The 26,511-nt window shown below is 30.7% G+C and carries 23 protein-coding genes and 1 other RNA gene; 20 read left to right on the plus strand and 4 right to left on the minus strand.

The genetic code is table 11. From position 1 onward, the window contains the following. The first annotated feature begins 3 nt into the window (after positions 1 to 3). The 10 genes from ELQ09_RS07295 to ELQ09_RS07340 all read left to right on the plus strand — a co-directional run bounded on the left by ELQ09_RS07295 (position 4) and on the right by ELQ09_RS07340 (position 10,190). Complete coding sequence (locus tag ELQ09_RS07295) at positions 4 to 897, plus strand: hexaprenyl-diphosphate synthase (protein WP_096702591.1); 894 nt, start codon at positions 4 to 6, stop codon at positions 895 to 897. Next, a complete protein-coding gene (gene hemA / locus ELQ09_RS07300; RefSeq protein WP_096702593.1) occupies positions 897 to 2,195 on the plus strand; it encodes a glutamyl-tRNA reductase in 1,299 nt (432 codons plus the stop codon). Before ELQ09_RS07295 ends, hemA begins: the two co-directional genes overlap by 1 nt. Continuing rightward, entirely contained in the window at positions 2,179 to 3,888 is a 1,710-nt protein-coding gene (locus ELQ09_RS07305) for a proline--tRNA ligase (RefSeq protein WP_096702595.1), read from the plus strand. Before hemA ends, ELQ09_RS07305 begins: the two co-directional genes overlap by 17 nt. Next, positions 3,885 to 4,274, plus strand: coding sequence for an FxsA family protein (locus ELQ09_RS07310; protein ID WP_052794795.1), 390 nt, complete (start codon positions 3,885 to 3,887; stop codon positions 4,272 to 4,274). The genes ELQ09_RS07305 and ELQ09_RS07310 overlap by 4 nt, the downstream gene beginning before the upstream one ends. Next, a complete protein-coding gene (gene hemC, locus ELQ09_RS07315; RefSeq protein ID WP_134224938.1) occupies positions 4,271 to 5,194 on the plus strand; it encodes a hydroxymethylbilane synthase in 924 nt (307 codons plus the stop codon). The genes ELQ09_RS07310 and hemC overlap by 4 nt, the downstream gene beginning before the upstream one ends. Next, a complete protein-coding gene (locus ELQ09_RS07320; protein ID WP_134263866.1) occupies positions 5,191 to 6,993 on the plus strand; it encodes a menaquinone biosynthesis decarboxylase in 1,803 nt (600 codons plus the stop codon). Before hemC ends, ELQ09_RS07320 begins: the two co-directional genes overlap by 4 nt. A gap of 156 nt (positions 6,994 to 7,149) precedes the next feature. Then, entirely contained in the window at positions 7,150 to 7,512 is a 363-nt protein-coding gene (locus ELQ09_RS07325) for a FlaG family protein (RefSeq protein ID WP_070316882.1), read from the plus strand. 2 nt (positions 7,513 to 7,514) lie between these two features. Next, positions 7,515 to 9,536, plus strand: a complete 2,022-nt coding sequence (fliD, locus tag ELQ09_RS07330; protein ID WP_134263867.1) for a flagellar filament capping protein FliD — start codon at positions 7,515 to 7,517, stop codon at positions 9,534 to 9,536. An 11-nt stretch (positions 9,537 to 9,547) separates the two neighbouring features. Further along, positions 9,548 to 9,934 (plus strand): flagellar export chaperone FliS, encoded by a 387-nt coding sequence (gene fliS / locus ELQ09_RS07335; RefSeq protein ID WP_134263868.1) that lies wholly within the window; start codon positions 9,548 to 9,550, stop codon positions 9,932 to 9,934. Continuing rightward, positions 9,915 to 10,190, plus strand: a complete 276-nt coding sequence (locus tag ELQ09_RS07340) for a hypothetical protein (protein ID WP_134263869.1) — start codon at positions 9,915 to 9,917, stop codon at positions 10,188 to 10,190. The genes fliS and ELQ09_RS07340 overlap by 20 nt, the downstream gene beginning before the upstream one ends. Here the strand turns inward: ELQ09_RS07340 and rnpB are convergent. Beyond that, positions 10,187 to 10,507, minus strand: an RNA gene (gene rnpB / locus ELQ09_RS07345) — RNase P RNA component class A. The two genes, ELQ09_RS07340 and rnpB, sit on opposite strands and share 4 nt — an antisense overlap. 113 nt (positions 10,508 to 10,620) lie before the next feature. Between rnpB and efp the strand changes: the two genes are divergently transcribed. From efp to ELQ09_RS07375, 6 genes are all read left to right on the plus strand, one after another. Further along, positions 10,621 to 11,190, plus strand: a complete 570-nt coding sequence (gene efp / locus ELQ09_RS07350) for an elongation factor P (protein ID WP_002855210.1) — start codon at positions 10,621 to 10,623, stop codon at positions 11,188 to 11,190. Between the two features lie 160 nt (positions 11,191 to 11,350). Next, positions 11,351 to 12,043 (plus strand): DUF969 domain-containing protein, encoded by a 693-nt coding sequence (locus ELQ09_RS07355; protein WP_002856730.1) that lies wholly within the window; start codon positions 11,351 to 11,353, stop codon positions 12,041 to 12,043. After that, positions 12,030 to 12,983 (plus strand): DUF979 domain-containing protein, encoded by a 954-nt coding sequence (locus tag ELQ09_RS07360; RefSeq protein ID WP_070316879.1) that lies wholly within the window; start codon positions 12,030 to 12,032, stop codon positions 12,981 to 12,983. The genes ELQ09_RS07355 and ELQ09_RS07360 overlap by 14 nt, the downstream gene beginning before the upstream one ends. 9 nt (positions 12,984 to 12,992) lie before the next feature. Next, positions 12,993 to 13,997 (plus strand): DUF2891 domain-containing protein, encoded by a 1,005-nt coding sequence (locus tag ELQ09_RS07365; protein WP_134263870.1) that lies wholly within the window; start codon positions 12,993 to 12,995, stop codon positions 13,995 to 13,997. A 117-nt stretch (positions 13,998 to 14,114) separates the two neighbouring features. Then, entirely contained in the window at positions 14,115 to 15,407 is a 1,293-nt protein-coding gene (locus ELQ09_RS07370; RefSeq protein ID WP_075888367.1) for an SLC13 family permease, read from the plus strand. Positions 15,408 to 15,417: 10 nt separating this feature from the next. Next, positions 15,418 to 16,215 carry an amidohydrolase gene (locus ELQ09_RS07375; RefSeq protein WP_052785384.1) on the plus strand — a complete coding sequence of 266 codons (798 nt, stop codon included), beginning with the start codon at positions 15,418 to 15,420 and terminating at the stop codon, positions 16,213 to 16,215. Here ELQ09_RS07375 and ELQ09_RS07380 read toward each other — a convergent pair. Both ELQ09_RS07380 and ELQ09_RS07385 read right to left on the minus strand, forming a co-directional pair. Further along, positions 16,212 to 17,297, minus strand: a complete 1,086-nt coding sequence (locus ELQ09_RS07380) for an FUSC family protein (RefSeq protein ID WP_052785385.1) — start codon at positions 17,295 to 17,297, stop codon at positions 16,212 to 16,214. The genes ELQ09_RS07375 and ELQ09_RS07380 overlap by 4 nt on opposite strands. Next, positions 17,294 to 18,526, minus strand: a complete 1,233-nt coding sequence (locus ELQ09_RS07385) for a glutamate-5-semialdehyde dehydrogenase (protein WP_002933483.1) — start codon at positions 18,524 to 18,526, stop codon at positions 17,294 to 17,296. Before ELQ09_RS07385 ends, ELQ09_RS07380 begins: the two co-directional genes overlap by 4 nt. A 70-nt stretch (positions 18,527 to 18,596) precedes the next feature. Between ELQ09_RS07385 and ELQ09_RS07390 the strand changes: the two genes are divergently transcribed. After that, positions 18,597 to 19,532, plus strand: coding sequence for an NAD(P)-binding domain-containing protein (locus ELQ09_RS07390; protein WP_070316876.1), 936 nt, complete (start codon positions 18,597 to 18,599; stop codon positions 19,530 to 19,532). Positions 19,533 to 19,738: 206 nt separating this feature from the next. Further along, positions 19,739 to 21,067, plus strand: a complete 1,329-nt coding sequence (locus tag ELQ09_RS07395; RefSeq protein WP_134263871.1) for an MATE family efflux transporter — start codon at positions 19,739 to 19,741, stop codon at positions 21,065 to 21,067. Positions 21,068 to 21,105: 38 nt separating this feature from the next. Here ELQ09_RS07395 and ELQ09_RS07400 read toward each other — a convergent pair whose 3' ends face one another. Further along, entirely contained in the window at positions 21,106 to 22,035 is a 930-nt protein-coding gene (locus ELQ09_RS07400) for a DUF2860 family protein (protein ID WP_070316875.1), read from the minus strand. A gap of 133 nt (positions 22,036 to 22,168) precedes the next feature. Here ELQ09_RS07400 and ELQ09_RS07405 point away from each other — a divergent pair, with 133 nt between their 5' ends. Both ELQ09_RS07405 and ELQ09_RS07410 read left to right on the plus strand, forming a co-directional pair. Next, positions 22,169 to 23,545, plus strand: a complete 1,377-nt coding sequence (locus ELQ09_RS07405; RefSeq protein WP_134263872.1) for a replicative DNA helicase — start codon at positions 22,169 to 22,171, stop codon at positions 23,543 to 23,545. 279 nt (positions 23,546 to 23,824) lie between these two features. Next, positions 23,825 to 26,511: hypothetical protein (locus tag ELQ09_RS07410; protein ID WP_134263873.1), on the plus strand; the 2,687-nt coding region annotated here is incomplete at its 3' end.

Consider the following 26,511-nt stretch of genomic DNA (forward strand, 5'->3'; position numbering starts at 1 on the left):
ATAGTGCAAAAAATAGATGAATTAATAAAACAGTTTTTACAAGAGCTTGACTATGAACCTATTTTAAATATGCTTTCAAATGTAAAATCAGGAAAGAAGTTACGTTCTAAATTATTATTAGCTATCGCAGATGAGAGTGAGATTGCTTTTAAAATTTGTGCAACTATAGAATTGATACATCTTGCTAGTTTGTTACATGATGATATTATCGATGAGAGTGAATTAAGGCGTGGAGCAAGATCTGTCAATGCTGAATTTGGTACAAAAAATGCTCTTATGTTGGGTGATATTTTGTATTCAAAAGCCTTTTATGAATTGAGCAAAATGGATGCTAGATTTGCAAGTATTATTTCAGATGCTGTTGTAAAGCTTGCTATAGGTGAACTTATGGATGTTGATTTGGGAGAGAAATTTAATATCAATAAAGAAGCTTATTTGAAAATGATTTATAATAAAACAGCTGTTTTGATCGAAGCAAGTGCGAGATGCGGAGCTATTTTGGCTGGATTATATGAAAAAGATTTTGCAGAATATGGAAAAAATTTAGGACTCGCTTTTCAGATGATTGATGATATTTTAGATATTAAGAGTGATGAAAAAATTCTTGGAAAACCTGCTATGAATGATTTTAAAGAGGGTAAGACTACCTTACCTTATATTTATCTTTATGAAAATTTACAAGAACAAGATAGGATATATTTGCAGACTTTATTTAAAAAAGATTTAAATGAAAATGAAAAAGAGTGGCTAAAAACTAAATTTGAAGAACAAAAAGCTTTGGAAAAAGCTATTTTAGAAGCTAAAACTTATGCAAAAAAGGCTAGCAAAGCGATTGAAAAATATGATAATAACAAGCTTAATGATATTATTAAAGCTATGATAGATAGGGAATTTTAATGTATTATTGTATATCTTTTACTCATAAAAATACAGATATTGCCTTAAGGGAAAAATTAAGCTTTTCCAATGAAGCTAAAAAAAGTGAGTTTTTAAAAATTATCAGTACTCATAAAAATATTGAAGAATGTTTGGTTATAAGTACTTGCAATCGTGTTGAAATTGTTGCTTTTGTAAAAATGGCCTGTGCGGAGTTTATTGTTAAATCTTTGGCTTTGCTTTGTGATGTGGATAAAGATATTTTACTTGAAAAAGCTGATATTTTTGAAGATAGTGGAGCAATCCACCATCTTTTTTCTGTAGCAAGTTCTTTAGATAGTTTGGTGATTGGAGAAACTCAGATAGCAGGGCAATTAAAAGATGCTTTTGCTTTTGCTGTAAAAAATAATTTTTGCGGAGTGCACCTTTCACGAGCAGTGCATAGTGCTTTTAAATGTGCTGCTAAGGTACGTAATGAAACTCAAATTTCTAAAAATCCTATTTCTGTAGCTAGCGTTGCTGTAGCAAAAGCAAAAGAACTTGCAGATTTAACGCAAAAAAAAGCTGTTGTTATTGGAGCTGGAGAGATGGGGGAACTTGCGGCAAAACATTTAATTGCTGCAAGTGCTAAAGTGATTATTTTAAATCGTGATTTACAAAAAGCCAAAGATTTGTGCGAGAGACTTGGTGTTTTAAGCGAATATGATAGTTTAGAAAATTTAAAAAAATATTTAAATCAATACGAGTTTTTTTTCTCAGCTACCAATGCACCAAATGCTATTATTACAAATTCTTTAATAGAAGAACTTCCTTACAAAAGGTATTTTTTTGATATTGCAGTTCCAAGGGATATTGATATCAATGAAAATGAAAATATATCTGTTTTTGCTGTAGATGATCTTGAGATTGTAGTTCAAAAAAATTTAGCACTAAGAGAACAAGAAGCTCGCATGGCTTATGGGATAATAGGTCGTGAAACAAGTGAATTTTTTAGGTATTTAAACGATTTGGCTTTGATGCCTATTATCAAAGCTATGCGCTTGCAAGCTAAAGAATATGCAGATAAACAACTTGAAATTGCGTTAAAAAAAGGATATTTGAAAAAATCCGATAAAGAAGAGGCTAGAAAGTTGATTCATCAAGTTTTTAAGGCTTTTTTACACACGCCTACTGTAAATTTGAAACATTTACAAGGTAAAATGCAAAGTGATACAGTGATTAATGCTATGCGTTATGTTTTTGATTTACAAAATAATCTTGAAGGTTTAAATCAATATAAATGTGAATTTGATATGGAGAATAATGATGAGATTTACTAAATTTTATGCACCAAGTTTAAAAGAAGCGCCAAAAGATGCGAGTTTGCCTAGTCATATTTTTTTAACGCGTGCAGGTTTTGTAGAACAAATTGGTAGCGGACTTTATAATTTCTTGCCTTTAGGAAAAAGAGTTTTGGACAAAATTAAAAATATAGTTAAAGAAGAAATGGATAAGGCTGGAGCACAAGAAGTAAATCTTAGTTTTATTACTCCTGCAAGTTTGTGGCAAGAAAGTGGGCGTTATAATGTTTTTGGAAAAGAACTTTTGCGTTTTAAAGACAGAAAAGAAAATGAATTTGTTTTAGGTCCAACACATGAAGAAGCTATGCTTTCTTTGGTAAAAAACAAAATCACAAGTTATAAACAACTTCCTTTACATTTATATCAAATCGGACTTAAATTTCGTGATGAAGCAAGGCCTAGATTTGGACTTTTAAGATGTCGTGAATTTTTGATGAAAGATGGATATAGTTTTCATGCTAATGAAGAAGATTTAGGGCGTGAGTTTGAGCTTATGTATAAAACTTATTCTCAAATTTTACAAAGAATGGGACTTGATTTTAGAGCAGTTGAAGCTGATAGTGGGGCTATTGGTGGAAGCGGTTCTAAGGAATTTATGGTTTTGGCAAAAAATGGGGAAGATGATATTTTAATTTGTGAAAATTGTGATTATGCGGCTAATGTTGAAGCTGCAAAAAGAGCTAAAAAAATTTGTCAAGATGAGCGTCCTGAAGCAAATTATGCAAGTAAATTTCACACTCCAAATATTAAAACTATAGATTCTTTAGCGCAATTTTTTAAAATTAATGCTTTTTATACGATTAAAGCAGTGGTAAAAAAAGCTATTTATGAAAATGAAAGCAAATTAGTTGTGTTTTTTATAAGAGGAAGTGATGATTTACAAGAAATCAAGGCTCAAAATGCTTGCAATGCCCTTGAACTAGTCGATGCAAGCGAAGAAGAATTGGAAAAAGCTGGTTTAGTAGCTGGTTTTATAGGTTTTGTGGGATTAAAAGATATAGATTTTTATATAGATTTTGAGCTTGAAAACGAAAAACAAATGATTATGGGTGCGAATGAAAAAGATTATCATTTAATCGGCATTGATGTTGTAAATTTAAACAAAGATCGTTTTAAAGATTTGATTGAAGTTAAAGAAGGGGATTGCTGTGCTAAATGTGGAGCAAAATTAAAACAAAGCAAAGGTATAGAAGTAGGGCATATTTTTAAACTAGGACAAAAATATTCCAAAGCGATGAATGCAAATTTCTTAGATGAAAATGGCAAAAGTCAGCCTTTTTACATGGGATGTTATGGCATAGGTGTTTCACGCTTGTTGGCTGTAGCTATTGAAGCAAGTCATGATGAAAAAGGATGTATTTGGAATAAAACTTTAGCTCCTTTTGTGCTTGAAATTATTGTTTCAAATCTCAAAGATGAAAAGGCTTTAGAATTTGCCAATAAGCTTTATGAGGATTTAACCAATCTTGGATTAGAGGTATTGCTTGATGATAGAAATGAGCGTTTTGGGGTTAAAATGAATGATTTTGAACTTATGGGCTTTCCTTATGCGTTAGTTGTTGGTAAAGGATTAGAAAAGAATGAAATAGAGCTTATCCAAAGAGAAGGTTTGATAAAAGAACTTATAAAAACTGATGAACTTATGGAAATTCTTAAAAAGAAAGTGTTATGAATTATAAATTAAGTTTAAGTCCTTTGTTTGTACTTGAAATTATTGCAAGTGTGCTTTTTATAGTTTTTTTTGGTTTTGGTAATTTTTTGTTTTTCATACTTTTGAGTATGATTTTTGGGGTGGTTTTATTGGGTGTTTTTTGGAAAAATATGCTTGAATTTCAAATGGGTGGCTTAAAGGATATGTTAACACAATTTTCTTTTGTTATCGCAGGATTTTTGCTTGTTGTTCCAGGGATTATTACAAGTGTTTTTGGAATTTTTGTATTTTTCTTTGGTATTGCTTTGAAATTAATAACTAAATCAAAATATCAATACGCTAAGCAAGAGTATCAAAATTCTAATGAAGAAATCATTGATGTTGAAATTATAGAGGATAGAAAATGAAGCTTATTATCGCAACAAGAAAAAGTCAATTAGCCCTTTGGCAAAGTGAGCATGTAGCCCAAATTTTAAAAAATACACATCAAATTGAAGTGCTTTTAGAAGGTTTTAAAACAAAAGGTGATGTTTTGCTGGATTCTCCTTTGGCAAAAATTGGCGGTAAGGGACTTTTTACAAAAGAACTTGAAGAAAGTATGTTAAGAAAAGAAGCGCATTTGGCGGTGCATAGTTTAAAAGATGTGCCTAGTTTTTTTCCTAAAGGTTTAGTTTTGGCAGCGGTAAGTAAAAGAGAGCAAAGCAATGATGCCATGCTAAGTCAAAATTATAAAGATTTTCTTTCTTTACCAAAAGGTGCAAAAATAGGCACTACTAGTCTTAGACGCAAGATGCAGATTTTATTACTAAGACCTGATTTAGAGATTATTTCTTTGCGTGGCAATGTTAATTCTCGTATAGAGAAATTAAAAAATAATGATTTTGATGCGATCATTTTAGCTATGGCGGGAATTAAACGTTTAAACTTAGATAAGCAAGTGAATTTTGTTTATGAATTTAGCAAGGATGAGCTTATTCCCTCGGCTTCTCAAGGAGCTTTAGGTATAGAAAGCATAAATGATGAAAAAATTTTAGAACTTTTAAAATGTTTAAATGATGAAAATGCTTTGATTGAAACAAGCATTGAAAGAGAATTTATTGCTACTTTAGAAGGGGGTTGTCAAGTTCCTATAGGTATTAACGCAGAGCTTTTAGGAGATGAAATTTGTGTGCGTGCAGTGCTTGGACTTCCTGATGGAAGTGAAATTTTAAAAGATAAAAGAATGATTAAAAAGAATGATTTTAAAGGTTTTGGGGAGAGTTTGGCTAAGGAGTTTATTGCTAAAGGTGCTAAAGAACTTTTAAAAAAAGCTGAGAGCATGCTATGAAAGAATTTATTCAAATTTTAAAAGAAAATGATCTTTTAAGGGTAATTGAAGAGCCTGTAGATGTAGATCTTGAAATCGCTCATTTAGCTTATATAGAAGCTAAAAAAGGAGAAAAAGGTAAGGCTTTATTGTTTAAAAATCCTATAGATAAAAAATTAAATAAACAATATAAATTTCCTGTTTTGATGAATACTTTTTGCAATGAAAAGGCTTTAAATTTAGCTTTTGGGCGTGATTATGAAGAGGTGGCTGAAGAAATTTCAAAACTCACCAAGCTTCATATTCCTACGAGTTTTAAAGCAAAAATGGATTTTTTTATGAATTTGTTAAGTTTTAAAAATGTTCCTCCTAAAAGACTGAAAAAAAATAAAGCCTTGTATGATTATGAAATTTTAAACTCACTTGAAGAACTTCCTATACTAAAAACTTGGGAAGATGATGCGGGTAAATTTATCACCATGGGGCAAGTTTATACACAAAATTTAGATAAAAGTCAAAATAATCTTGGAATGTATCGTTTGCAAATGAGTGATAAAAATGAACTTTTAATGCATTGGCAAATTCATAAAGATGGAGCAAATTTTTATCACGAATATAAAAATGCTGGTTTTAAAAAAATGCCTGTAAGTATAGCTATAGGCGGAGATCCGCTTTATATTTGGTGTTCTCAAGCACCTTTACCTAAAGGAATTTTTGAACTTTTGCTTTATGGTTTTATTAAAAAAACTCCTGCAAAACTTACCCCTTGTGAAAATGGTATTTTTGTACCTTATGATAGTGATGTGGTTATTGAAGGTTATGTGGATTTAGAAGAGTTTAAAATCGAAGGTCCTTTTGGAGATCATACGGGTTTTTACACTCCTGCTGAACTTTTTCCTGTGATGAAAATAGAAAAAATTTATGCTAAAAAAGATGCGATCTATCAAGCAACGGTTGTAGGAAAGCCTCCTTTAGAAGATAAGATCATGGGGCTTGGTACCGAAAGACTTTTTTTACCTCTGCTTCAAACTTCAGTGCCTGATTTAATTGATTATAATATGCCTGAAAATGGAGTTTTTCATAATCTTATCTTGGCAAAAATTGATGCAAAATATCCAGCTCATGCACAACAAATCATGCATGCATTTTGGGGAGTGGGGCAAATGAGTTTTGTTAAACATGCGATTTTTGTAGATAAAAATGCACCTTCTTTGAAAGATTATGATGCTTTAATTCCTTATATCTTAAATCGTTTTGATACAAAGAAAATTTTAATTTCAGAAGGAATTTGCGATCAATTAGATCATGCTTCGCCTAATGCTTGTTTTGGGGGTAAAGCAGGACTTGATGCTTGTAAGGAAACACAAGTAGAAGAGCTTGAAATTTTAGAAGATGAAAAATTGTTAGAACTTTTTAAAACCAAGGTAGAGCTTTTAAATTTAAAGCAATTTTATAAAGAAAGCAAAAGTCCTATAGTTTGCATTTTGCTTGATAAAAAAGAAAAAATCGAACAAAGTTTTAATAAACTTTTAGAATTTAAAAAACATTTTAGGATTTTAGTATTTTTGGATACCGAAAATAAGCTTGAAAACCCTTATATGCTTGTTTGGCGTGTGGTAAATAATATAGATGCTAAAAGAGATATTTTTATCAAAGAAGAAAGACTTGGAGTGGATGCAAGTGCTAAGGGTGAAGCCGAGGGTTATTTAAGAACTTGGCCTAAGCAAACAGATTGCACTAAAAGCGTGATAGAAGATTTAATCTTGCGTAATATTTTAGAAAATAATCCAGATCTTTTTAATAAATTTGAAATTTTTTAAGATAGTTGAGATTTTTTTAAAATTTTGGTACAGTTTTTGCTTATTGTTTTTTTATATTGAAAAATAAAATTTTTCTTTACTAAGTGTTCATAAATTTATAAATTTGTCGATATAAGCTTGTAACTAGCAATAAGAAATTTTAAAAAGGATTTTAAAATGGAAATATCGAAGGCAAATGGGCAAATGGATACAGCTTTGGCAAACATTAGCCAAAGAACAAGTGAGACACAGGCTAGTTCAAACATTCAAACCGATAGAAGTCAAAGCCAAGGAGGCGATGATGGACAACAAGGTGTGAGTGAAAAGTTAGCTAATATTACAAAAAAGTTAAATGAGCAAATGGATTCTTTAGATACTAATGTTCGTTTTGGTTATAGCGATAAAATTAATTCTATGTATATTAGCGTGACTGAAAAAAGTACTGGAAGGGAAATTCGTCAAATCCCTAGTGAAGAAGCTATGAGATTAGCTGAGTATTTTAGGGATGTGATAGGAATGATATTTGATAAGGAGAGTTAAAAATGGCATTTGGTAGTTTATCTAGTTTAGGATTTGGTTCTGGAGTTTTAACTCAAGATACTTTAGATAAGTTGAAAGAAGCTGAACAAAAAGCTCGCATTGATCCTTATACTAAAAAAATCGAAGAAAATACAACTAAACAAAAAGATTTAACTGAAATAAAAACAAAATTGCTTACGTTTCAAACCGCAGTTTCTTCTTTAGCAGATGCAACAGCTTTTGCAAAAAGAAAAGTAAGTGCTAGTGTTACCACTAATCCTCCAGCAAGCCTAACAGCTAGCAGTGGGGTATCTTTACAAAGCATGAAAATAAATGTTAAGCAACTTGCTCAAAAAGATGTTTATCAAAGCAAAGGTTTAGCAAATGATGGTGGGTATGTTGATCCTAATTTAGGGGATAAACAAGCTTCTTTTACACTTATTCAAAATGGAAAACAATATACTGTTACCTATGATAAAAACACAACCTATAGAGATTTAGCTGATAAAATTAATGAAGCTACAGGTGGTGAGATCGTTGCAAAGATTGTAAATACAGGTGAAAAAGATGCTCCTTATCGTTTAACTTTAACCAGCAAGGAAACCGGAGAAGATAATGCTATCGGGTTTTTTGATGGATATAAAGATGATAAAGGAAGATATGTAGTTGATAAAAATGCTTCAAAGCTTTTTTCAAATCTTGGTTGGGAATTAGATAAACCTTTATCAGATACTGCAGGAAGAGAAGGAAGTGTCGATGGTGATTATATTCTTACTCTTGATTCAGAAACTTTTAAGGGTTATGGGATAAAAGATAATGAAGAAAGTCCTTTACATATACAAAAAGCTCAAAATGCTGAATTTACCCTTGATGGGGTTAAGATGATACGCCAAAGTAATACTGTGACAGATCTTGGTGTTGGACTTACTTTAACCTTGAATAAAACTGGAGAAATTGATTTTGATGTTCAGCAAGATAATGAAGCTGTAACTAAGGCTATGCAAGAATTAGTAGATGCTTATAATGACTTAGTAACCAATCTTAATGCTGCTACTGATTATAATTCTGAAACAGGAACTAAAGGAACTTTACAAGGTGTAACTGAAGTAAATTCTATACGCTCTAGTATACTTTCTGCTTTGTTTGATTCTCAATCAGTTAGTGGAACTGTAATTGATGATAATGGCAACAAAGTTAATGCTACAGTTATGCTTTCTATGCAAGATTTTGGTTTAACTTTGAATGATGCTGGGACTTTAAGTTTTGATTCTTCTAAATTTGAAAGCAAGGTAAAAGAAAATCCTGATTTTGCGGAAAGTTTTTTTGCAGGTATCACCCAATATCAAGATATTTCTCATACTGGAGACTTGATTGAAAAAGATAGTTTAAAAGATTATTTAACTCCTAAAGAAGAAACTAGTGATAGTGTTGAAACAAGAAGTGAAGATGAAAAAAATAAAGGAATTACATTTAAGCCAGGTGATTTTAAGATAGTTTATAATGGTCAAACCTATGATATATCAAAGACTACTAGTGGTGAAAATTTTGTACTTACTGGCTCAACCGAAGAAGAAATGCTTAAAAATTTGGCTACTCATATCAATAGTCTTGGTATAGATGGTTTAAAGGTTAAAGTTGAAGAATATAATAAAAATAACGAAAAAGGTTTTAAACTTAAATTTAGTGGCGATGGAAGTTCTGATTTTTCGATTAAAGGAGATGCTAAAAAATTAAAATTATTTGGTTTAAGTGAAACCACTATAGCTGCAAAACCTATAGAAGGTAAAGGTATCTTTGCTCAACTTAAATCAACACTTCAAGGGATGACAGGAACAAATGGTTCATTAACTAAATATGATGAGAGTTTAACTAATGATACTAAATCTTTAAATGAATCAAAAAAATCAGCTCAAGATATGATCGATGCAAGATATGATACAATGGCAAATCAGTGGTTGCAATATGAAAGTATTTTAAATAAACTTAATCAGCAGTTGACCACAGTTACAAATATGATTAATGCTGCAAATAATTCAAATAATTAAGGAAAATATCGATGCAAAATAGTTTGGCTTATAATGCTTATTCCCAAAATCAAGTAGGGATAGAATCTTCTCAAAAATTGATCGAAATGCTCTATGAGGGCATTTTGCGTTTTTGTGCTAGAGCTAAAGTAGCTATTAGAAATGAAGATATAGAGCAAAGAGTTTATTTTGTTAAAAGAACTACAGCTATTTTTATAGAATTAATCAATACTTTAGATTATGAAAAAGGTGGAGAAGTGGCGCATTATTTAAGTGGCCTTTATACTAGAGAAATTCAACTTCTATCTTTGGCAAATTTAGAAAATAACGAAGAAAGAATTAATGAAGTTATAAATGTAACCAAAGGTTTACTAGAGGCTTGGAGAGAAGTGCATAGTAATGAAACAATGGCTCAATGATTTTAAACTCGCATTAATTCAAGAAGATGTTAACAAACTTAAAAATTTACTTGATGAACTTGATATGAAAGCTTTTGTTAAAAATTTAGCCAAAAAATCGTCTTCAGAAGATTTTTTAAAAGAAAATGCAAATGATGTATTTTATCAAGTTCAAGCTCTTTTGCAAGAAGCTGTTACACTAATCGAACAAAAGAAAAAAACAAAGGCTGTTGAAATTCAAAAATTTCAAAAAGCTTTGACCTATGTTAGATCTTAAAAAGCATAGCGATAAGCCGAGTTCTGTCTTGAATGCTCATTTATCTAGTTTTGTTTTTGCAAACAAAATCAAGCGAAGGGTTAAAACAAAGACGCTAACCATCCCTTCTTGCTGCACATTGGGTTTACATAGCCGAAATTGTTACCAAAATCGCTGGTGGGCTTTTACCCCGCCGTTTCACCTTTTCCACTTGTGTGGTAGTTTTCTTTCTGTTGCACTATCCCTTAGGTTGCCCTAGCCATCTGTTAGATGGAATGCTTGTCTTTAGCAGCTCGGACTTTCCTCTTCTAAAAAGAAGCGAGCATTTACTATGCTTTAAATTTAAATTTTAGCGTAATTTTACTTATTTTTTCATCAAATAAAATAATTTTATTGCGATATCAATCAAAATTTGATAAAATTATTTTTTATTTTTTAACAAAGGAAATTTATGGCATCTTATTCAATGGGTGATTTAAAAAAGGGACTTAAAATAGAAATTGATGGAATTCCTTTTAAAATAGTTGAGTATCAGCATGTAAAACCAGGTAAAGGCCCTGCTTTTGTGCGTATTAAAATCAAATCTTTTATTGATGGTAAAGTGCTTGAAAAAACTTTCCATGCAGGCGATAAATGCGAAGCTCCAAATCTAGAAGATAAAACCATGCAGTATCTTTATGATGATGGTGAAAATTGCCAGTTTATGGATACACAAACGTATGAGCAAGTAGCTATAAGTGATGATGATGTGGGTGAGGCAAAAAAATGGATGCTTGATGGTATGATGGTAGATGTGCTTTTCCACAATGGTAAAGCTATCGGCGTAGAAGTTCCACAAGTTGTTGAACTCAAAATCATCGAAACGGCTCCAAATTTCAAAGGTGATACTCAAGGATCAAATAAAAAACCAGCTACATTAGAAACAGGTGCGGTAGTGCAAATTCCTTTTCATGTATTAGAAGGTGAAGTTATACGTGTTGATACTGTGCGTGGTGAGTATATAGAAAGAGCGAACAAATAATACAAAAAAAAGCTTTTGGACTATTCCAAGGCTTTTTTAAATTTATATAAAATTTATTTTGTTACTTAATTTCTCATTCTATTCTTAAAAATATTTTTTTAAACTTTTCTTCAATTTAAAATTTCTATAATATTCCTAATTTATATTGTGGAGATGGTTGATGGAATGGTTACTTCTTGCTTCTATACCTTTGATTGTTTTAGGTTTTGCTTTAAAGATTAATCCTTTTTTAGTGGTAACTTCAGTTGGAATTTATGCTGGACTTGTTTCAGGTTTTGATTTTGTTAAGGTTGTTAGTGATATAGGAAAATCTTTTGTAGATAATCGCTATGTTGCTATAATTTGGCTTATTTTACCTTTACTTGCTGTTTTGGAACGCAAAGGCTTAAGAGAGCAGGCTAAAAATTTAATATCCAAAATAAAAGTTGCCAGTACAGGACGAATTTTAATGTGTTATTTTGTTTTTAGACAAGTTACTGCAGCTTTAGGGCTTTTATCTTTAGGCGGACATGCACAGATGATAAGACCTTTAATAGCCCCTATGGCAGAAGCTGCAGCTAAGCTTAAATTTAAAAACTTAACACATAAAGATAGTCAAAAAATCAAAGCTTTTTCTGCGGGAACGGATAATGTTGCTGTATTTTTTGGAGAGGATATTTTTATAGCCGTGCATTCTATTTTATTTATTAAAGCTTTTTATGAGAGCAATGGTATTATTGTTGAGCCATTGCATTTATCAGTTTGGGCTATACCAACTGGAATTTTGGCTTTAATTATCCATTGTTCTAGACTTTATTTATTTGATAAAAGATTAGAAAAAACTTATAAAGGGTTGAGTGATGATAAGTCTTGATTTACTTTATTATATTGTAGGAATTTTATTTTTAATTTTTGGAATTTTAAGTTTTTCTAATCAAGCTAAAGATATAAAATCAAGAATAAGCGGCGGGGTATTTTGGATAAGTTATAGTTTTACTTTTTTGCTAGCAGGAGTTTTGCCTCATTTTGTGATGGGTTGTATAGTGATTTTACTAGCACTTATAGCAGGGTTTAATTTATTAAAACCAGCAAAGATTGAAGTTAGCAAAGAAGAAAAAGAATACGAGATAAAACATGCAAATATTTATAAAAATAAACTTTTTATTCCTGCTTTAATGGTTCCTTTGATTACACTTATTGGGACTTTTTTATTTCCCCATTTGAGTTTTTTTGAAAATAAAAATGCTACATTGATGGCTTTGATTATAGGTATAATTATTTCTTCAGTGGTTGCTTGTTTTATGTTTAAGGCTTCTCCTAAAAGAGCCGTTAAAGATGCAGCACATACTATGGATCACATTAGTTGGGCGGCGCTTTTACCGCAAATTTTGGCTACACTTGGGGTAGTTTTTGTTTCTACAGGAATGGGCGATCAAGTATCTAAACTTTTATCTAGTTATATTAGTTTAGATAATGCTTTTATTGCAGTAGCTGTGTATTGTATCGCTATGGCGATTTTTACTATAGTAATGGGCAATGCTTTTGCAGCTTTTCCTGTGATTACTGCTGCCATTGCTTTGCCGGTTTTAATCATACAAATGTATGCAAATCCTGCTATTATAGGTGCAATTGGAATGCTTAGTGGATTTTGCGGAACTTTAATGACGCCTATGGCTGCAAATTTTAATATAGTTCCTGCAGCACTTTTAAATTTAGATGATAAAAATGGCGTAATTAAAGCCCAGTTTATGTCAGGACTTGTTTTGCTTGTAGCTAATATCTTTTTAATGTATTTTTTAGCTTTTAGATTTTAAGGAGAAACAATGGAAAAATTTATAAAACAATTTAGCTTTATTGCGCTAGAAAATATTTTTAGAGAATTACCAAATAAAATTACACATTCTTTTAATGATATCAATGATATTAAACCACCAAAACTTATGTATCCTATATTTTATGGTTCTTATGATTGGCATTCTAGTGTGCATTCTCACTGGCTTTTGGTGAAAATTTTAAAAGATTTTTCTCATTTTGCTCCAAAGGATGAAATCATCAAAGCCCTAGATTCTCAATTTACCAAAGAAAAAGCAGAAGGAGAGCTTAAGTATCTTCAAAACCCTGCGCACAAAGGTTTTGAAAGACCTTATGGATGGGGATGGTTTTTAAAACTGGCTTTGGAGATAAATTTACTTACTAAGGAAAATGACAAAGCTGAAATTTGGGCTAAAAATTTAGAAGGTATAGCTGATTTTTTTGTTAAAGAATTTAAGGAGTTTTTGCCTAAGATGGATTATCCTATACGAGTTGGAACTCATTTTAATAGCTCTTTTGCTTTGTATTTTGCTTTAGAATATGCAAGATTTAAAAAAGATCAAGAATTGGAGTATTGCATCATCCAAAGTGCTAAAAAGTGGTTTTTAAATGATAAAAATATGCAAGCTTTAGAGCCTTGTGGAGATGAGTTTTTATCTCCTGTTTTGATGGAAGCGGTGCTTTTAAGTGCTGTTTTACCTAAAAATGATTTTGTAAAATTTTTTAAAGCATATTTGCCAAATTTAGAAACAAAAGAACCTGCAACTTTATTTACCCCTGTGAGTGTGAGTGATAGGAGCGATGGTAAAATAGCACATCTAGATGGGCTGAATTTAAGTCGTGCTTGGTGTTTTAAAATACTTTCAAATTTTTGCGATGAAAATTTAAAAATTCTTTTAAGAAACAATGCTACAGAGCATTTTGATAAAGCCATAGCTCATATAGAAGATGATTATCTTGGGTCGCATTGGCTAGGAAGCTTTGCTTTGCTTGCTATGGATGTGGATATTTTATAAAAATTTCATAAGATGAGTAAATTTGTTACTAAATAGATATTTTTTAAATTTTAGATTTTGTTTTTATGCTTTGAAAAATATATTTTTGATATCATAAGCCCTATAATATTTTAAAGGATGATAATGGTTTTTTTAATCATCTCTAGTATTATAGTAGCCATCATTTTAGGCTATATTACTAGACATAATGTTGGAATTTTTGCTATGATTTTTGCTTATGTTATAGGAGCTTTTTTTATGGATTTGGCTCCTAAAAAAATCATAGCTTTTTGGCCTATTTCTATATTTTTTGTTATTTTTGCTGTTTCATTGTTTTATAATTTTGCAACCGTAAATGGAACTCTTGAAAAATTAGCTGGACATTTGATGTATCGTTTTGCTAATCATCCTTATTTGCTTCCTTTTGTTATTTTTGTGGTTAGTGCTATTATAGCTGCTTTAGGAGCGGGTTTTTATACGGTTTTGGCTTTTATGGCACCACTTACTTTTTTACTTTGCGATAAAATCGGTTTAAGTAAAATTGCTGGAGCTATGGCTATAAACTATGGTGCTTTGGGAGGAGCAAATTTTATGACTTCTCAAAGTGGGATTATTTTTCGAGGATTGATGGAAAATTCAGGTATTGAAGCAAATGAAGCTTTTGTAAATTCTAGTATTATTTTTGCTTTTACTATAATTTTGCCTATTATAGTATTATCTTTTTTTGTGTTTAATGCTTTTAAAAATAAGATGCAAATCAGTGTTATTTCAAAACCTGATCCATTTGATTATAAACAAAAAACTACTTTAATTCTCATGTTTATGATGATTATTGTTGTTTTAATCTTTCCTGTGTTAAATATTATTTTTCCACATAATGAGACAATTAGTTATTTTAATAAAAAAATAGATATAGCCATGATAGCCATGATTTTTGTTGCCATTGCTTTATTTTTAAAATTAGCCGATGAGAAACAAGTTGTTGCTTTAATTCCTTGGGGAACCTTGATAATGATTTGTGGAGTAGGGATGTTAATTAGTATAGCGGTTGAAGCGGGGGCTATAAAATTATTTTCAGATCTTGTAGAAAATGAGATCAATGTGATTTTTATTCCGTTAATAATGTGTGCTATTGCAGCTTTTATGTCGCTTTTTTCAAGTACTTTGGGTGTGGTTACTCCAGCGCTTTTTCCTATAGTTCCAAGCATTGCTGCAAGCAGTGGATTAAGCGAGGCATTGCTTTTTTCTTGTATTGTTATAGGGGCTCAAGCTTCTGCTATTTCTCCTTTTTCTTCTGGAGGAAGTTTAATTTTAGGATCTTGTCCTGATAAATATAAGGAAAAATTATTTAAAGATTTGCTTATTAAAGCTGTGCCTATAGGATTTATGGCGGCGATTTTAGCCACTATTATAATGAGTTTTATTTTATAAGGATAATTTAGTGAAGATTGATACTCATGCACATATATTTTTGAAAAAGTTAAATACGGTTGCAAATGCAAGATATAAACCTGATTATGACGCTAGTTTTAAAGATTATAAAGCAAATTTAGATCATTATGATTTTGATAAAGGGGTTTTAGTTCAGCCAAGTTTTTTAGGTGTTGATAATGAATTTTTGCTTCAGAGTATCGAAAAAGATGAAAATATAAAAGCTATAGTTGTGGTTGATGAAGGTATTAAATTTGATGAGCTTAAAAAACTAAAACAAAGAAAAGCTTGTGGAGTTAGATTAAATTTAATTGGCAAAGAATTGCCAAATTTTAAAAGTACGGTTTGGACTCAATTTTTTGAAAATTTAAGTAAGCTTAAAATGCAAATAGAAATTCAAAGAGATTTAGACAATAATCTTGTTGATATTGTTGAAAATTTAATTCCTTATGGTTGTAATATTGTTATCGATCATTTAGCAAGAGCTAATACAAACTTAACAAATTTAGAGGATCTAATTTGTTTAAAAAACTCTAGAATATTTTTTAAAATTAGCGGTTTTTATAGGGCAAAAATAGATTATGCTAATAATGAACAAGCTGTAAAATTTGCAAAGAAAATATATGAAATTTTAAAAGAACATTTTCCACTTAGCAATTTTGTTTTTGGAAGCGATTGGCCGCATACAAATTTTGAAGTAAATGTTAATTTTTCATCGGCTCTAGTAGCTTTCAATGAAGTTGTCGCATCTAAAAAAGAACAAGAGCAAATTTTGGGGGATAATGCTTGTGCTTTATTTGACTTTTAAGCTTTTTGTTTTATCCTAAAGATGTATTTTGCAATGCGTTCAAAATGTACCCTTAGATAAGGTTTATAAATTACAAAACCACCCAAAAGTCCTAAAATGCTTCCTATTACGACATCAATCAAACGAGCGAGTATCAATGTATCTGCATTTTCACTCATAAAATTAGCTGCTTCTGAAAGATAAGTAGCATAAGGAGTAAAGAAAATCATAGCTAAAGCATAGTTTCGATTGACTAAAAATTGTCCTATAAAAAACAAAGACATCATAAGTAAAACAAGCTCTATATTGTGAAATTGTTTAGATAAAAGCCACCATGCAAAACATACTCCTAAGGCCGTTCCTATGATACGTTGAATTTGTTTAATCCATATAGAGTTTAAAGTTACACCTTGCATAATAGCTGTGCAAGAAATGGCTATCCAATAACTTCTTTCAAGTTCTAAAAAAGTTCCTAAAAATATAGAAAAAGCCACAAAAGAACCCATAATCAAAGAATCCACAAAAACTGCATCAAAACCTATGTATTCTCTAGGTGGAATTTCGCCAGGTAAAGCATTTTTAAATCCATAAATCACAACGATAGAATATAACAAAGCCATTAAATTAGCCACCATTGCTCCAAGAAAAACAAGACCCACTAAAAAAATAAAATCCTTAGCTTCAAAAGGAGAATAAGCTCCTAAAACACAAGAAAATACAAAGAAGAAATATCCAGGTGCGCCAATGTTATAATATCTAATTAAAACAGAACTTCCCATGGCCACAAGTCCTATAGGGATGAAGGCAAAAACTGAAGGCAAAAAATGAGTTAAAATTCCTAAGAAAAAACTAGAAACTATGCCAAAAGAACAGCACATCACAACAGCCATTCTATGATATAAAGGAGTGTTTGGAACATATAAAAAAGATAAAGCTCCTATCATGGCAATGAGCCCATAGTTTAATTTTCCAAAAAATACACTAAACCCTAAAACTATACCCACACCCAAAGCCGCAAAAAAAGGCATTTGCCAAACTTGTTCGCTTGAATTTAGTTTAGCAATTTCTTTAAAGTGTTGCTTTAGTATTTCTAATTTATTCACTCTCGAATTTGTCCTTCCCCATTGATTATATATTTATAAGTGCAAATATCTTCAACCCCCATAGGACCTCTAGCATGCAATTTGTTAGTTGAAATTCCAACTTCTCCACCAAAGCCAAATTCTCCTCCATCACTAAAACGCGTTGAAGCATTAGCATAAATACAAGATGAGTTTATAAGGCGTTGAAATTTAGCGATATTTGAAGCATCATTTGAGATAATGCTTTCAGAATGCAAGGAGCTGTGTTTGTTGATATGCTCTATAGCTTCATCGCAATCTTTTACTAATTTTACACTTAAAGCAAAATCAAGCCATTCTGTATCAAAGGTATTTTCATTTGCTTTAAAAACTTCTAAATTTGAGTTGTTAAAATAAGCCAAAGCATTTTCATGAGCGTGAATTTTTACCTTAAATTTTTTAAATTCAGGGATTAAAAGACTTATAAAATTTTTAGCAATTTTTTCATGGATTAAAAGCGTTTCTAAAGCATTGCAAACACTTACTCTTTGACACTTTGCATTAAGGATTATTTTTAAAGCCATATCTAAGTTAGCACTTTGATCTACAAAAGCATGACACAAGCCCTTATCTTGCTTAATGAGAGGAATTTTAGTATTGTTTGCAATTTCTTGTATCATATTTGAACTACCGCGAGGTATGATCACATTGATTAAATCATCAAAAGTTAGAATTTGTTTGATCTCGTCTCTTTGAGTAAGCATGGCAAAACAATCTTGCAAACTAAATTCCTTAAGTGCTTTGCTAACAAGAGTAAATATAGCTTTGTTTGTAAATTTTGCTTCACTTCCACCTTTAAATACACAAGCATTAGAACTTTTTATCATTAAAGCTGCAATTTCAGCACTAAGACTAGGCCTTGCTTCGTAAATAACACAAATAAGTCCTAAAGGAATGCTTATTTTTTGTATGCTCAAACCCGCATAATTTTTCCAAGCTTTAGAAATTTTGCCTATAGGATCCTCGATGCAAGCGATTTTTTCTAGGCCTTCACAAAGAGTTAAAATGCGTTTTTCATCTAACAAAAGCCTATCTTTTATTGCTTCACTTTTTGTGAAATTTGCTATATCTTTTTCATTTGCTTCTAGGATAATTTTGAAATTTTCTCTTAAATTTTGAGCTAATTTTAAAATAATTTTTTCTTTATCTTTGGGTGTTAAGTTAAGTAGTTTTTGAGAATTTTTCTTAATATTTTCAAGCAAATTTCGCATTTTTAATCCTTTATTTACAAAAAACTTGATAAATTATACAAAAAAAATCAGAATTGAAAGGTAAATATAAATGAAAAAAATAGATTTAATTATAGTAGGTGCAGGTCCAACAGGCATAGGCTGTGCGGTTGAAGCCAAGCTTAAAAACAAAGAAGTTTTGATACTGGAAAAATCAAATAACATTTGCCAAACTTTAATGCAATTTTATAAAGATGGCAAGAGAGTAGATAAAGCTTATAAGGGATGCGAAGGAACTAATCATGGACATGTTCCTTTTGAAGATGGCACCAAAGAAAGCACTATAGAAACTTTTCAAAACGCATTGAAAGAGCACAATATAGAAATTGAATTTGGCTCTGAAGTTGAGAGTGTTAAAAATGAAAATGGAGTTTTTTTAGTAAGCACAGCTAAAGGTGTTTATGAGTGTAAAAACATTATCGTTGCTATAGGTAGAATGGGCAAACCTAATAAGCCTGATTACAAACTTCCTATGACTTTAACAAAAATCATTAATTTTAATGCCAATTCAGTTTTGGGAAATGAAAAAATTCTTGTTGTAGGTGGCGGAAATTCAGCAGCAGAATACGCTGTGGATTTGGCTAATTCAAATCAAGTTAGCCTTTGTTATCGTAAAAAAGAATTTACAAGATTAAATGATATCAATCTTAAAGATATTCACGAAGCTGGAAATTCGGGTAAAGTAGAGTTAAAACTAGGAATCGACATTAATGAAGTAGAAGATGATAGTGGCAAGGCTAAGGTAAATTTTACCGATGGTACAAGCGATATTTATGATAGAATCATTTATGCTATTGGTGGTTCTACTCCACTTGATTTTTTACAAAAATGCGGGATTAATGTTGATGATAAAGGTGTGCCTTTAATGGATGAAAATAAACAAAGCAATGTTAAAGGTATCTTTGTAGCAGGAGATATTGCTACTAAAAATGGAGCAAGTATAGTTACAGGGTTAAATGACGCTGTAAAAATTCTTTCCGTGCTTTAAAATTTAGCCTTTGGGCTAAATTTGACTTATTAATAAGTAAATTTTATAATTCTTATTATTTTAATTTAAATCTATGAAAATGCAAAATAAAATCAATACAAAAACAACAATAAGAACTTATCGTCTAAATTTCTATATTTTAGGACTTCAAGCACTATACTAGCGTCTTTAAAAATATTTTATTTTAATATTTTTAAAGGATTTATATGTCAAATATTTTTAGCACTTTAAGCCCTTTTAGGCTTTTTATAAAATGCGCCGTGCCAAATGCTATAAGCATGGCTTTTATTTCTTTTTATTATATAGTTGATGGAATTTTTGTTGGAAAATATCTAGGAAGTGATGCTTTAGCGGCACTAGCCTTGATTATTCCCTTTATTATGATGTCTTTTGCTTTGGCTGATATGATAGCTATAGGTTCAGCAGTGCAAATTTCTATGCATTTGGGTTTGGGCAAGAAGAATTTAGCTAGAAAGATATTTAGTTCTAGTATATTGATTATTTTTCTAATCTCTTGCTTTATTGGAATTTTGGAGTATTTTTTAGGACCTGTTTTGATTGATTGTCTAAATGTTAGTGATGAGATTAAAACTATGGCTAAAAAATGTATGTTTGTTTTTGCTTTATTTGCACCTTTTACCATGCTTTCTTTTGCCTTGGACAATTATTTAAGAATTTGTGGAAAAACAACCTATAGTATGATTATGAATATAATCATAGCTTTAAGTAATATTGTATTTGATTATCTTTTTATAGTTGTATTTGGTTGGGGCTTGTTTTCGGTAGCCCTTGCAACTTGTTTAGGAATTGTTTTAAGTGGTATTTTTGGAATTATTCCTTTTTTATTTCAAAATTTAGAGCTTAAATTCTCAAGTTTATATATAAATTTGAGAATTTTTAAAAATATTCTTTATAATGGAAGTAGCGAGTTTTTTGGCAATGTTTCGGGTTCTTTATATAGTATTTTTGCAAATTTTGTTTTATTAAAAATTTCTACCACTCAAGCCGTGGCAGCTTTTTCTATTATTTTATATATTGATAGTTTTATCATAATGCTTATTATTGCTATGGGGGATGCGATGCAACCTGCGCTTAGTTATAATTATGCTAAAAAAGATTTTTTAAGGATTAAAGCCATTATAAAAGTGGTATTTTTTGCAGGGGGAATTTTATCTTTATTTTCTATAGTGTTTATATTGATATTTGGAGAAAATTTGATAACACTTTTTGCAAAAGAAAATGATCAAGAATTTAAAACTTTTGCTTATACAGCTTTGATGCTTTTTGCTTTTAATTATCTTTTTGCATGGTTTAATATTCTAAGCGGTTCTTTTTTGACAGCTTTTAATAAGGCAAGCTTTTCTTTGGTTCTAAGTTTAACGCAAAATTTATTCATGCCTTTATTTTTTCTTTTGCTTTTATCCTGTTTTATAGGTTTAAATGGAGTATGGTTAAGTCCATTTTTTGCTGAATTTTGTGTTTTGATTTTAGCTTGGATTTTTTTTAAAAGGATTTTTAAAGATCTATCTTTATAGTGGATAGATCTTTTTTAAATTTTATCAAAGGAGCTTTTTTAGAATTTATATCCTATTCCAGTTAAAACAACTTGATAGGTTTCATCATAAAATCCTATATCGCTATTTCTTTTTTCTATACCATAATTTGCAAAACCATAAAGTCCGTTATAGCCCAAAAATTGATTTTTAACAACTTTTAGATTAAGCTTAACTATATTACCGTCTTGTTTTTTGTGGAAGATAGGATCTGTTCCTACTGCTTCATATTTGCTAAGACTTAAATTTGGGGTGAAGATATAGTCATTAGCAAAAGCTAAATTTGCTCCCATGCTTAAACCATATCTTGAGTAACTTTGAGCTTTTCCATCTGCATCATTATAATCATAACTTAGTCCTAAATTTAACAAACTGTAATTGTAATTTAATTCAAACTCGTGATAATACCCCTCTCTTTTTAAAGAGCTGTACTCAACTGCGTCTTTATCATATTTGTTTTTGCTAAATAAATATGAAGCTGTAAATTTTCCTAAATCACTTTCGTAAAGTTGAGAGATTTTAAAACCATATCTATCAACACCAGTTTCTTCTCTATTGCCTGTTTGATAAGGATTTGCATAAGCTTTTTCTCTTAAAGAAGAGATTACAGAAAAAGAAGTGCTAAAACGCTCTAAATAAGCTTTTTCGTAACCTAAAGCTATACCGCTGATATCTCTTCCATTATAGTTTTTGATAAAAACTCTATCATTGTCTATAAGGTTGCCATAGTAAAGTTCTACACCGATAAAAGGAATAAAAGAAGAGTCCGAATTATCAGCATCATAACCACCTAAGTAATCACTATCTGCTAAAGTTGAAATATTACTTTTAATATCTCTTGCACCTACACCTATGCTTAAATTTCCACTAAAACCTTCTTGAAAATCTACAGCCATAGCTGACTGGGCTAAAATGGAAGCTAAAATACATGAAAATAAATGTTTTTTCAAGCGTTCTCCTAATAAAATAAATGTTATGATGATAATTGTAACTAACATTACTTTAAATATTTATAAAAAATTAAAGTTTATAATTTTAAGTTTTTTTAGATAAAATTTTTAAAACTATTTATAAGGAAATTTAGTGCAACAAGAATATTATGACTTGGATTTAGAACGAGCTATTTTAAGCAGTTGTATCATGAGTGAAGAAGCTTACGCTAGTATAGCAGGCGATATTAGCCCAAAAGATTTTAGTCTTAAAGCTCATGAAGATATTTTTAAAGCAATTATAGCTTGTAGCAACAACAAAGAGCCTATTTCTATAAGTTTTTTAAAAAAACATAAAAAAATAGATGAAGAGATTTTAGCAGAAATTCTTGCTACTCCTTCTATGATAGATTTGTCTGCTTATGTAAATGAACTTCGTGAAAAGTCCGTAAAAAGACAACTTTTGAGTTTTGCACATCTTTTACCAACTCGTATCAATGAAGATCGTGCCGTAAGTGAAATCGCAGATGAAATTGGTAAAGAAATTTTTAGCATTACAAATCGTGTGAATTCTAGAGATATTAAAGATGTTGATATGGTAATATCAGAACTTTTTGAAGAATTTAAAAAGCAAAAAACTTTAGAAAATAAAGGTATTATAGGGCTTGATACAGGTTTTGAAGGTTTAAATAAAATGACAAAAGGTTTTAAAGGGGGTGAACTTATAATAATCGCTGCACGCCCAGGTATGGGAAAGACAACTCTTTGTTTAAATTTCATTGATAAGGTTTTAAGACAAAATAAAGGCGTGGCTTTGTTTTCTCTTGAAATGCCTGCAATTCAAATCATGCAAAGAATGCTATCTTCCAAAACTTCCATTCCTTTGCAAAAAATTTTAACTGCAGATTTAAACGATGACGAATGGGAGCGTTTAGGAGATGCTTGTAATGATTATAGTCAAAAGAAATTATATATTTACGATAGTGGTTATGCAACTATTGCTGATGTAAGGGCTATTTTAAGGCGTTTAAAATCCCAAGATGAAAGTATAGGACTTTGTGTGATTGATTATATAGGGCTTATGATGAGTAATTCAAATTTTAATGATAGGCATTTGCAAGTGAGTGAAATTTCAAGAGGACTTAAGCTTTTGGCCAGAGAGCTTGATATGCCTATTATCGCACTTTCGCAACTTAATCGTGGTTTAGAACAAAGGGCAAATAAGCGTCCTTTGATGAGTGATTTGCGAGAAAGTGGAGCTATAGAGCAAGATGCGGATGCTATTTTGTTTGTATATCGCGATGAGGTTTATAGAGAACAAGAAGAAAAAGAAAGAGAGAATAAAGCTAAAGCTGAAGGCAAAGCTTATCAAAGGCTTTTTATACCAAATCCTATGCAAGAAAATGCTGAAATTATTGTTGGAAAAAATAGAAATGGACCTGTTGGAACTATAGAAGTTGTATTTTTAAAAGAAAAATCTTGTTTTGTAGATAAACCTATAGGTTATGAAACTACCGAATTTACAGGCTAGCTTTAATTAATATATATTAATTAAAAATATCTCACAAATAATTTCAATATTTAATCAAAATTTACTCTCATTAAATCAATTTTTTTTATAAAATAAAATTTAAATTCAAACCATATAGTTTTATAATAGTTAGTATTTAACTATACTTTAAGTTTAAATATTTTATTATTCCGCTATTTTATTTTTGTATTTTATATTATTTTTAAAAAATAAAAAATATGAAATTAATTTCAAAATAAATCATTTTAAATAAGGAAGGAGAAAAATATTTGAGTAAAAATATTATTTCAAGTAAGGTGTCCATGGGGGGGGGGGATTAGAAAATCCCATTTAAATTCTAAAAAGATAGTTTTATCTTTAGCTGCTATTTCTTTCTTAGCTAGCTGTGCTGATGCTGCATTAAATTCTGAAATAAAAACTTATGATGAAGCAAATAAAAATCTTAAGGCTAGATCAGCAGCAAGTGTATATACTCCTGAAACTAGGACTGATACGACTATAAATTCATTGCACACCGATAAAGTAACTATTACTGGAAGTGGGTCACATTCTTTAATAATTGAAACAGGTGGAGCTTTACAACCTCAAGATAAAAACAAAGTTATATATGTTAATGGCCAAAACAGCAATACTCTTACTCTTACCAATCTTACCAATAAAGGAACTATTGATGGTCAAGTAGCTGTAGAAAATAGTAATGGTAGCTTTACAGGAACTATCACTGTTAATACCTTTGAAAACAAAGGTCAGATTAATGGTCAAATTTATATGGGAATTTGGGCTGGTAAAGGAACTATCAATGTAGATAAATTTGATAATAGTGGGACTATAGTTAGTAACAATAAAGGAGTTTACTTCCAAGGAAATACTAATATAAAAAGCTTTACTAATAGCGGTCTAATCAGCGGGAATCAAGGTGTAAGCTTATCTGGAGCCACTATAAATAATTTTAATAATAGTGGGACTATACAAGGCAATGATGGTACTTTTGGAGCAGTGTTTGTATCGGGTAATATAACAACTTTTGAAAATACTGGTATTATAAGTGGTAAAAGTTCTGGTATGTTTGTAACTAGTAATATAAAAACTCTTATTAATTCTGGAACTATAACTACTACCGGCAAGGCTGATAATAATGCTGGTATAAAACTAGAATCAGGTGGAACTATAGATAATATAATAAATACAGGAACTATAAAATCCGAAAGTTACGGTATAGGTGTAACTTATGGTAAATTTGGAGCACTTACTATAGAAAATGGTGGTATAGTTTATGGAAAAATTGCAGGAATAAATGTGGGGCAGTGGCAAACTTTAGGAAATTTATATATAGATGGGGGTAAAGATACAAAAAAAGATAGTTCAGTAAGTGGAGTTTATGGCGATGATTATGGTATTTTGTTAAGTCTAGGTTCAAGTACCCAAAAAATAAATCTTACTAATGGGGGTGTGATACAAGGTAATACTAATGGCATTAGATTAATTAATGCAGCCTCTTTAAGTGGAGATATGATCTTATCTGGTGAAGGATCTAGAGTAGAAGGCGGAAGTGGTTCAGGTATATCTAATGAAAGTGGAAAAATATCTGGTTCTATAACTATAAAAGATGGAGCTACTATAGGTTCAGATTCTGGTAAAGCCATAGAAAATTCAGGTTCAGGAACTGTTACAGGTGGTATTACTGTTAGTGGGGAAAACACTAAACTTGAAGGAAATATAATCAATACAGGTAATGCTTCTATAGGTAGTGATATTAAGATAGAAAATGGAGCTAAGGTAGAAGGTGGTCTTGTTAATCAAGGTAATGGAAGCATCTCAGGAAGTGTTCAAGTAAGCGGGGGCAGTAGTATTGATTCTATTACCAATACGGGTAATGGAGCTATTTCTGGTTCAATTACTGTAGATGAAGATAGTAAACTTGATTCTATCACTAACACCTCTACTTCTGATACAGGTATTTCAGGTTCTATCACTAACAATAGTGATAATAAACTTGAAATTTCTAACTCAGGTAATATCGGTGGTAAGATTGAAAGCACTGGTGGTGCTGATATGGTAATTAGTAATAGTAATGGTGGAACTATTAGTGGCGGTATTAGTTCTTCAGGAAGTGGGAATACTAGTATTTCTAATTCACAAGGCTCAACCATAAATAATGGTATTACTGTTTCAGGATCTGCACAAGTTGAAATCTCTAACCAAGGCTCAGTAGGTAAAGATAGCAATGGTAATACAGTAACTAACAATGGTAATGGTAGTGTTGGAATTAAAGATTGGGTTGTTTCTACAGATAAAGAAACAGGTAAATTAGACACTGTGGTTGTAGGTGGAAGTGGTAAAGATAATGTAAAAGTAGAAAATATAACCGTTGATCAAAGCAATGTTAATCTTGATGAATTAGGAGATATCAACAATATCATCTCAGGTGTTAATCAAGGCAATATTGGCAATATAGGAACTAATGGAGGTGGAGAAATATCTTTAAGCTATGATCCATTAACAGGAAAACTTTCTACAGATTTTAATCTTAATGCTTCCATATCAGGTGCAACCTTTAGATCTTTAATCTCTACTACTACAAGAAGATCAACCTTTATAGACAATGTTATGGGTAATTCTATGCAAAGCTTTTCTTTGGCTTCTTCAAGTAAGTCTCAAAGCATCGCTATGTCTGAAAAGGGTAATTTATATGCAGATGCAAGTGATTATATAAAGAGTGATTTAAATAATGGAAACTATGGTTCTAATAAAGAACATTCTTTATTCATCCTTCCTTATTTTTCTTCACAGAATGTTGAACTTTCTTTAAATGAGGAAAGTAAAGGACACACTAAAGGAACCATTATAGGTTATTCTACTTTAAAAGACAGTGGAATATATGGTGTGTACGCAGGTTATGAAGATACAAAGATGAGTTCAACTTATTTTGATATTAATAATAGAACCTATTATGTAGGTTTAAAATA

The organism is Campylobacter sp. CH186 (genome assembly GCF_004378925.1).
In the GTDB taxonomy this organism is placed as follows: Bacteria; Campylobacterota; Campylobacteria; order Campylobacterales; family Campylobacteraceae; genus Campylobacter_D; species Campylobacter_D jejuni.

Coding starts and splice junctions, on each gene's coding strand:
- ELQ09_RS07340 (WP_134263869.1), top strand. CDS start 9,915: ATGAAACAATGGCTCAATGATTTTAAACTCGCATTAATTCAAGAAGAT.
- ELQ09_RS07385 (WP_002933483.1), bottom strand. CDS start 18,526: ATGCGAAATTTGCTTGAAAATATTAAGAAAAATTCTCAAAAACTACTT.
- fliS (WP_134263868.1), top strand. CDS start 9,548: ATGCAAAATAGTTTGGCTTATAATGCTTATTCCCAAAATCAAGTAGGG.
- ELQ09_RS07305 (WP_096702595.1), top strand. CDS start 2,179: ATGATGAGATTTACTAAATTTTATGCACCAAGTTTAAAAGAAGCGCCA.
- ELQ09_RS07390 (WP_070316876.1), top strand. CDS start 18,597: ATGAAAAAAATAGATTTAATTATAGTAGGTGCAGGTCCAACAGGCATA.
- ELQ09_RS07320 (WP_134263866.1), top strand. CDS start 5,191: ATGAAAGAATTTATTCAAATTTTAAAAGAAAATGATCTTTTAAGGGTA.
- fliD (WP_134263867.1), top strand. CDS start 7,515: ATGGCATTTGGTAGTTTATCTAGTTTAGGATTTGGTTCTGGAGTTTTA.
- ELQ09_RS07360 (WP_070316879.1), top strand. CDS start 12,030: ATGATAAGTCTTGATTTACTTTATTATATTGTAGGAATTTTATTTTTA.
- ELQ09_RS07370 (WP_075888367.1), top strand. CDS start 14,115: ATGATAATGGTTTTTTTAATCATCTCTAGTATTATAGTAGCCATCATT.
- ELQ09_RS07365 (WP_134263870.1), top strand. CDS start 12,993: ATGGAAAAATTTATAAAACAATTTAGCTTTATTGCGCTAGAAAATATT.
- hemC (WP_134224938.1), top strand. CDS start 4,271: ATGAAGCTTATTATCGCAACAAGAAAAAGTCAATTAGCCCTTTGGCAA.
- hemA (WP_096702593.1), top strand. CDS start 897: ATGTATTATTGTATATCTTTTACTCATAAAAATACAGATATTGCCTTA.
- ELQ09_RS07310 (WP_052794795.1), top strand. CDS start 3,885: ATGAATTATAAATTAAGTTTAAGTCCTTTGTTTGTACTTGAAATTATT.
- ELQ09_RS07355 (WP_002856730.1), top strand. CDS start 11,351: ATGGAATGGTTACTTCTTGCTTCTATACCTTTGATTGTTTTAGGTTTT.
- efp (WP_002855210.1), top strand. CDS start 10,621: ATGGCATCTTATTCAATGGGTGATTTAAAAAAGGGACTTAAAATAGAA.
- ELQ09_RS07395 (WP_134263871.1), top strand. CDS start 19,739: ATGTCAAATATTTTTAGCACTTTAAGCCCTTTTAGGCTTTTTATAAAA.
- ELQ09_RS07325 (WP_070316882.1), top strand. CDS start 7,150: ATGGAAATATCGAAGGCAAATGGGCAAATGGATACAGCTTTGGCAAAC.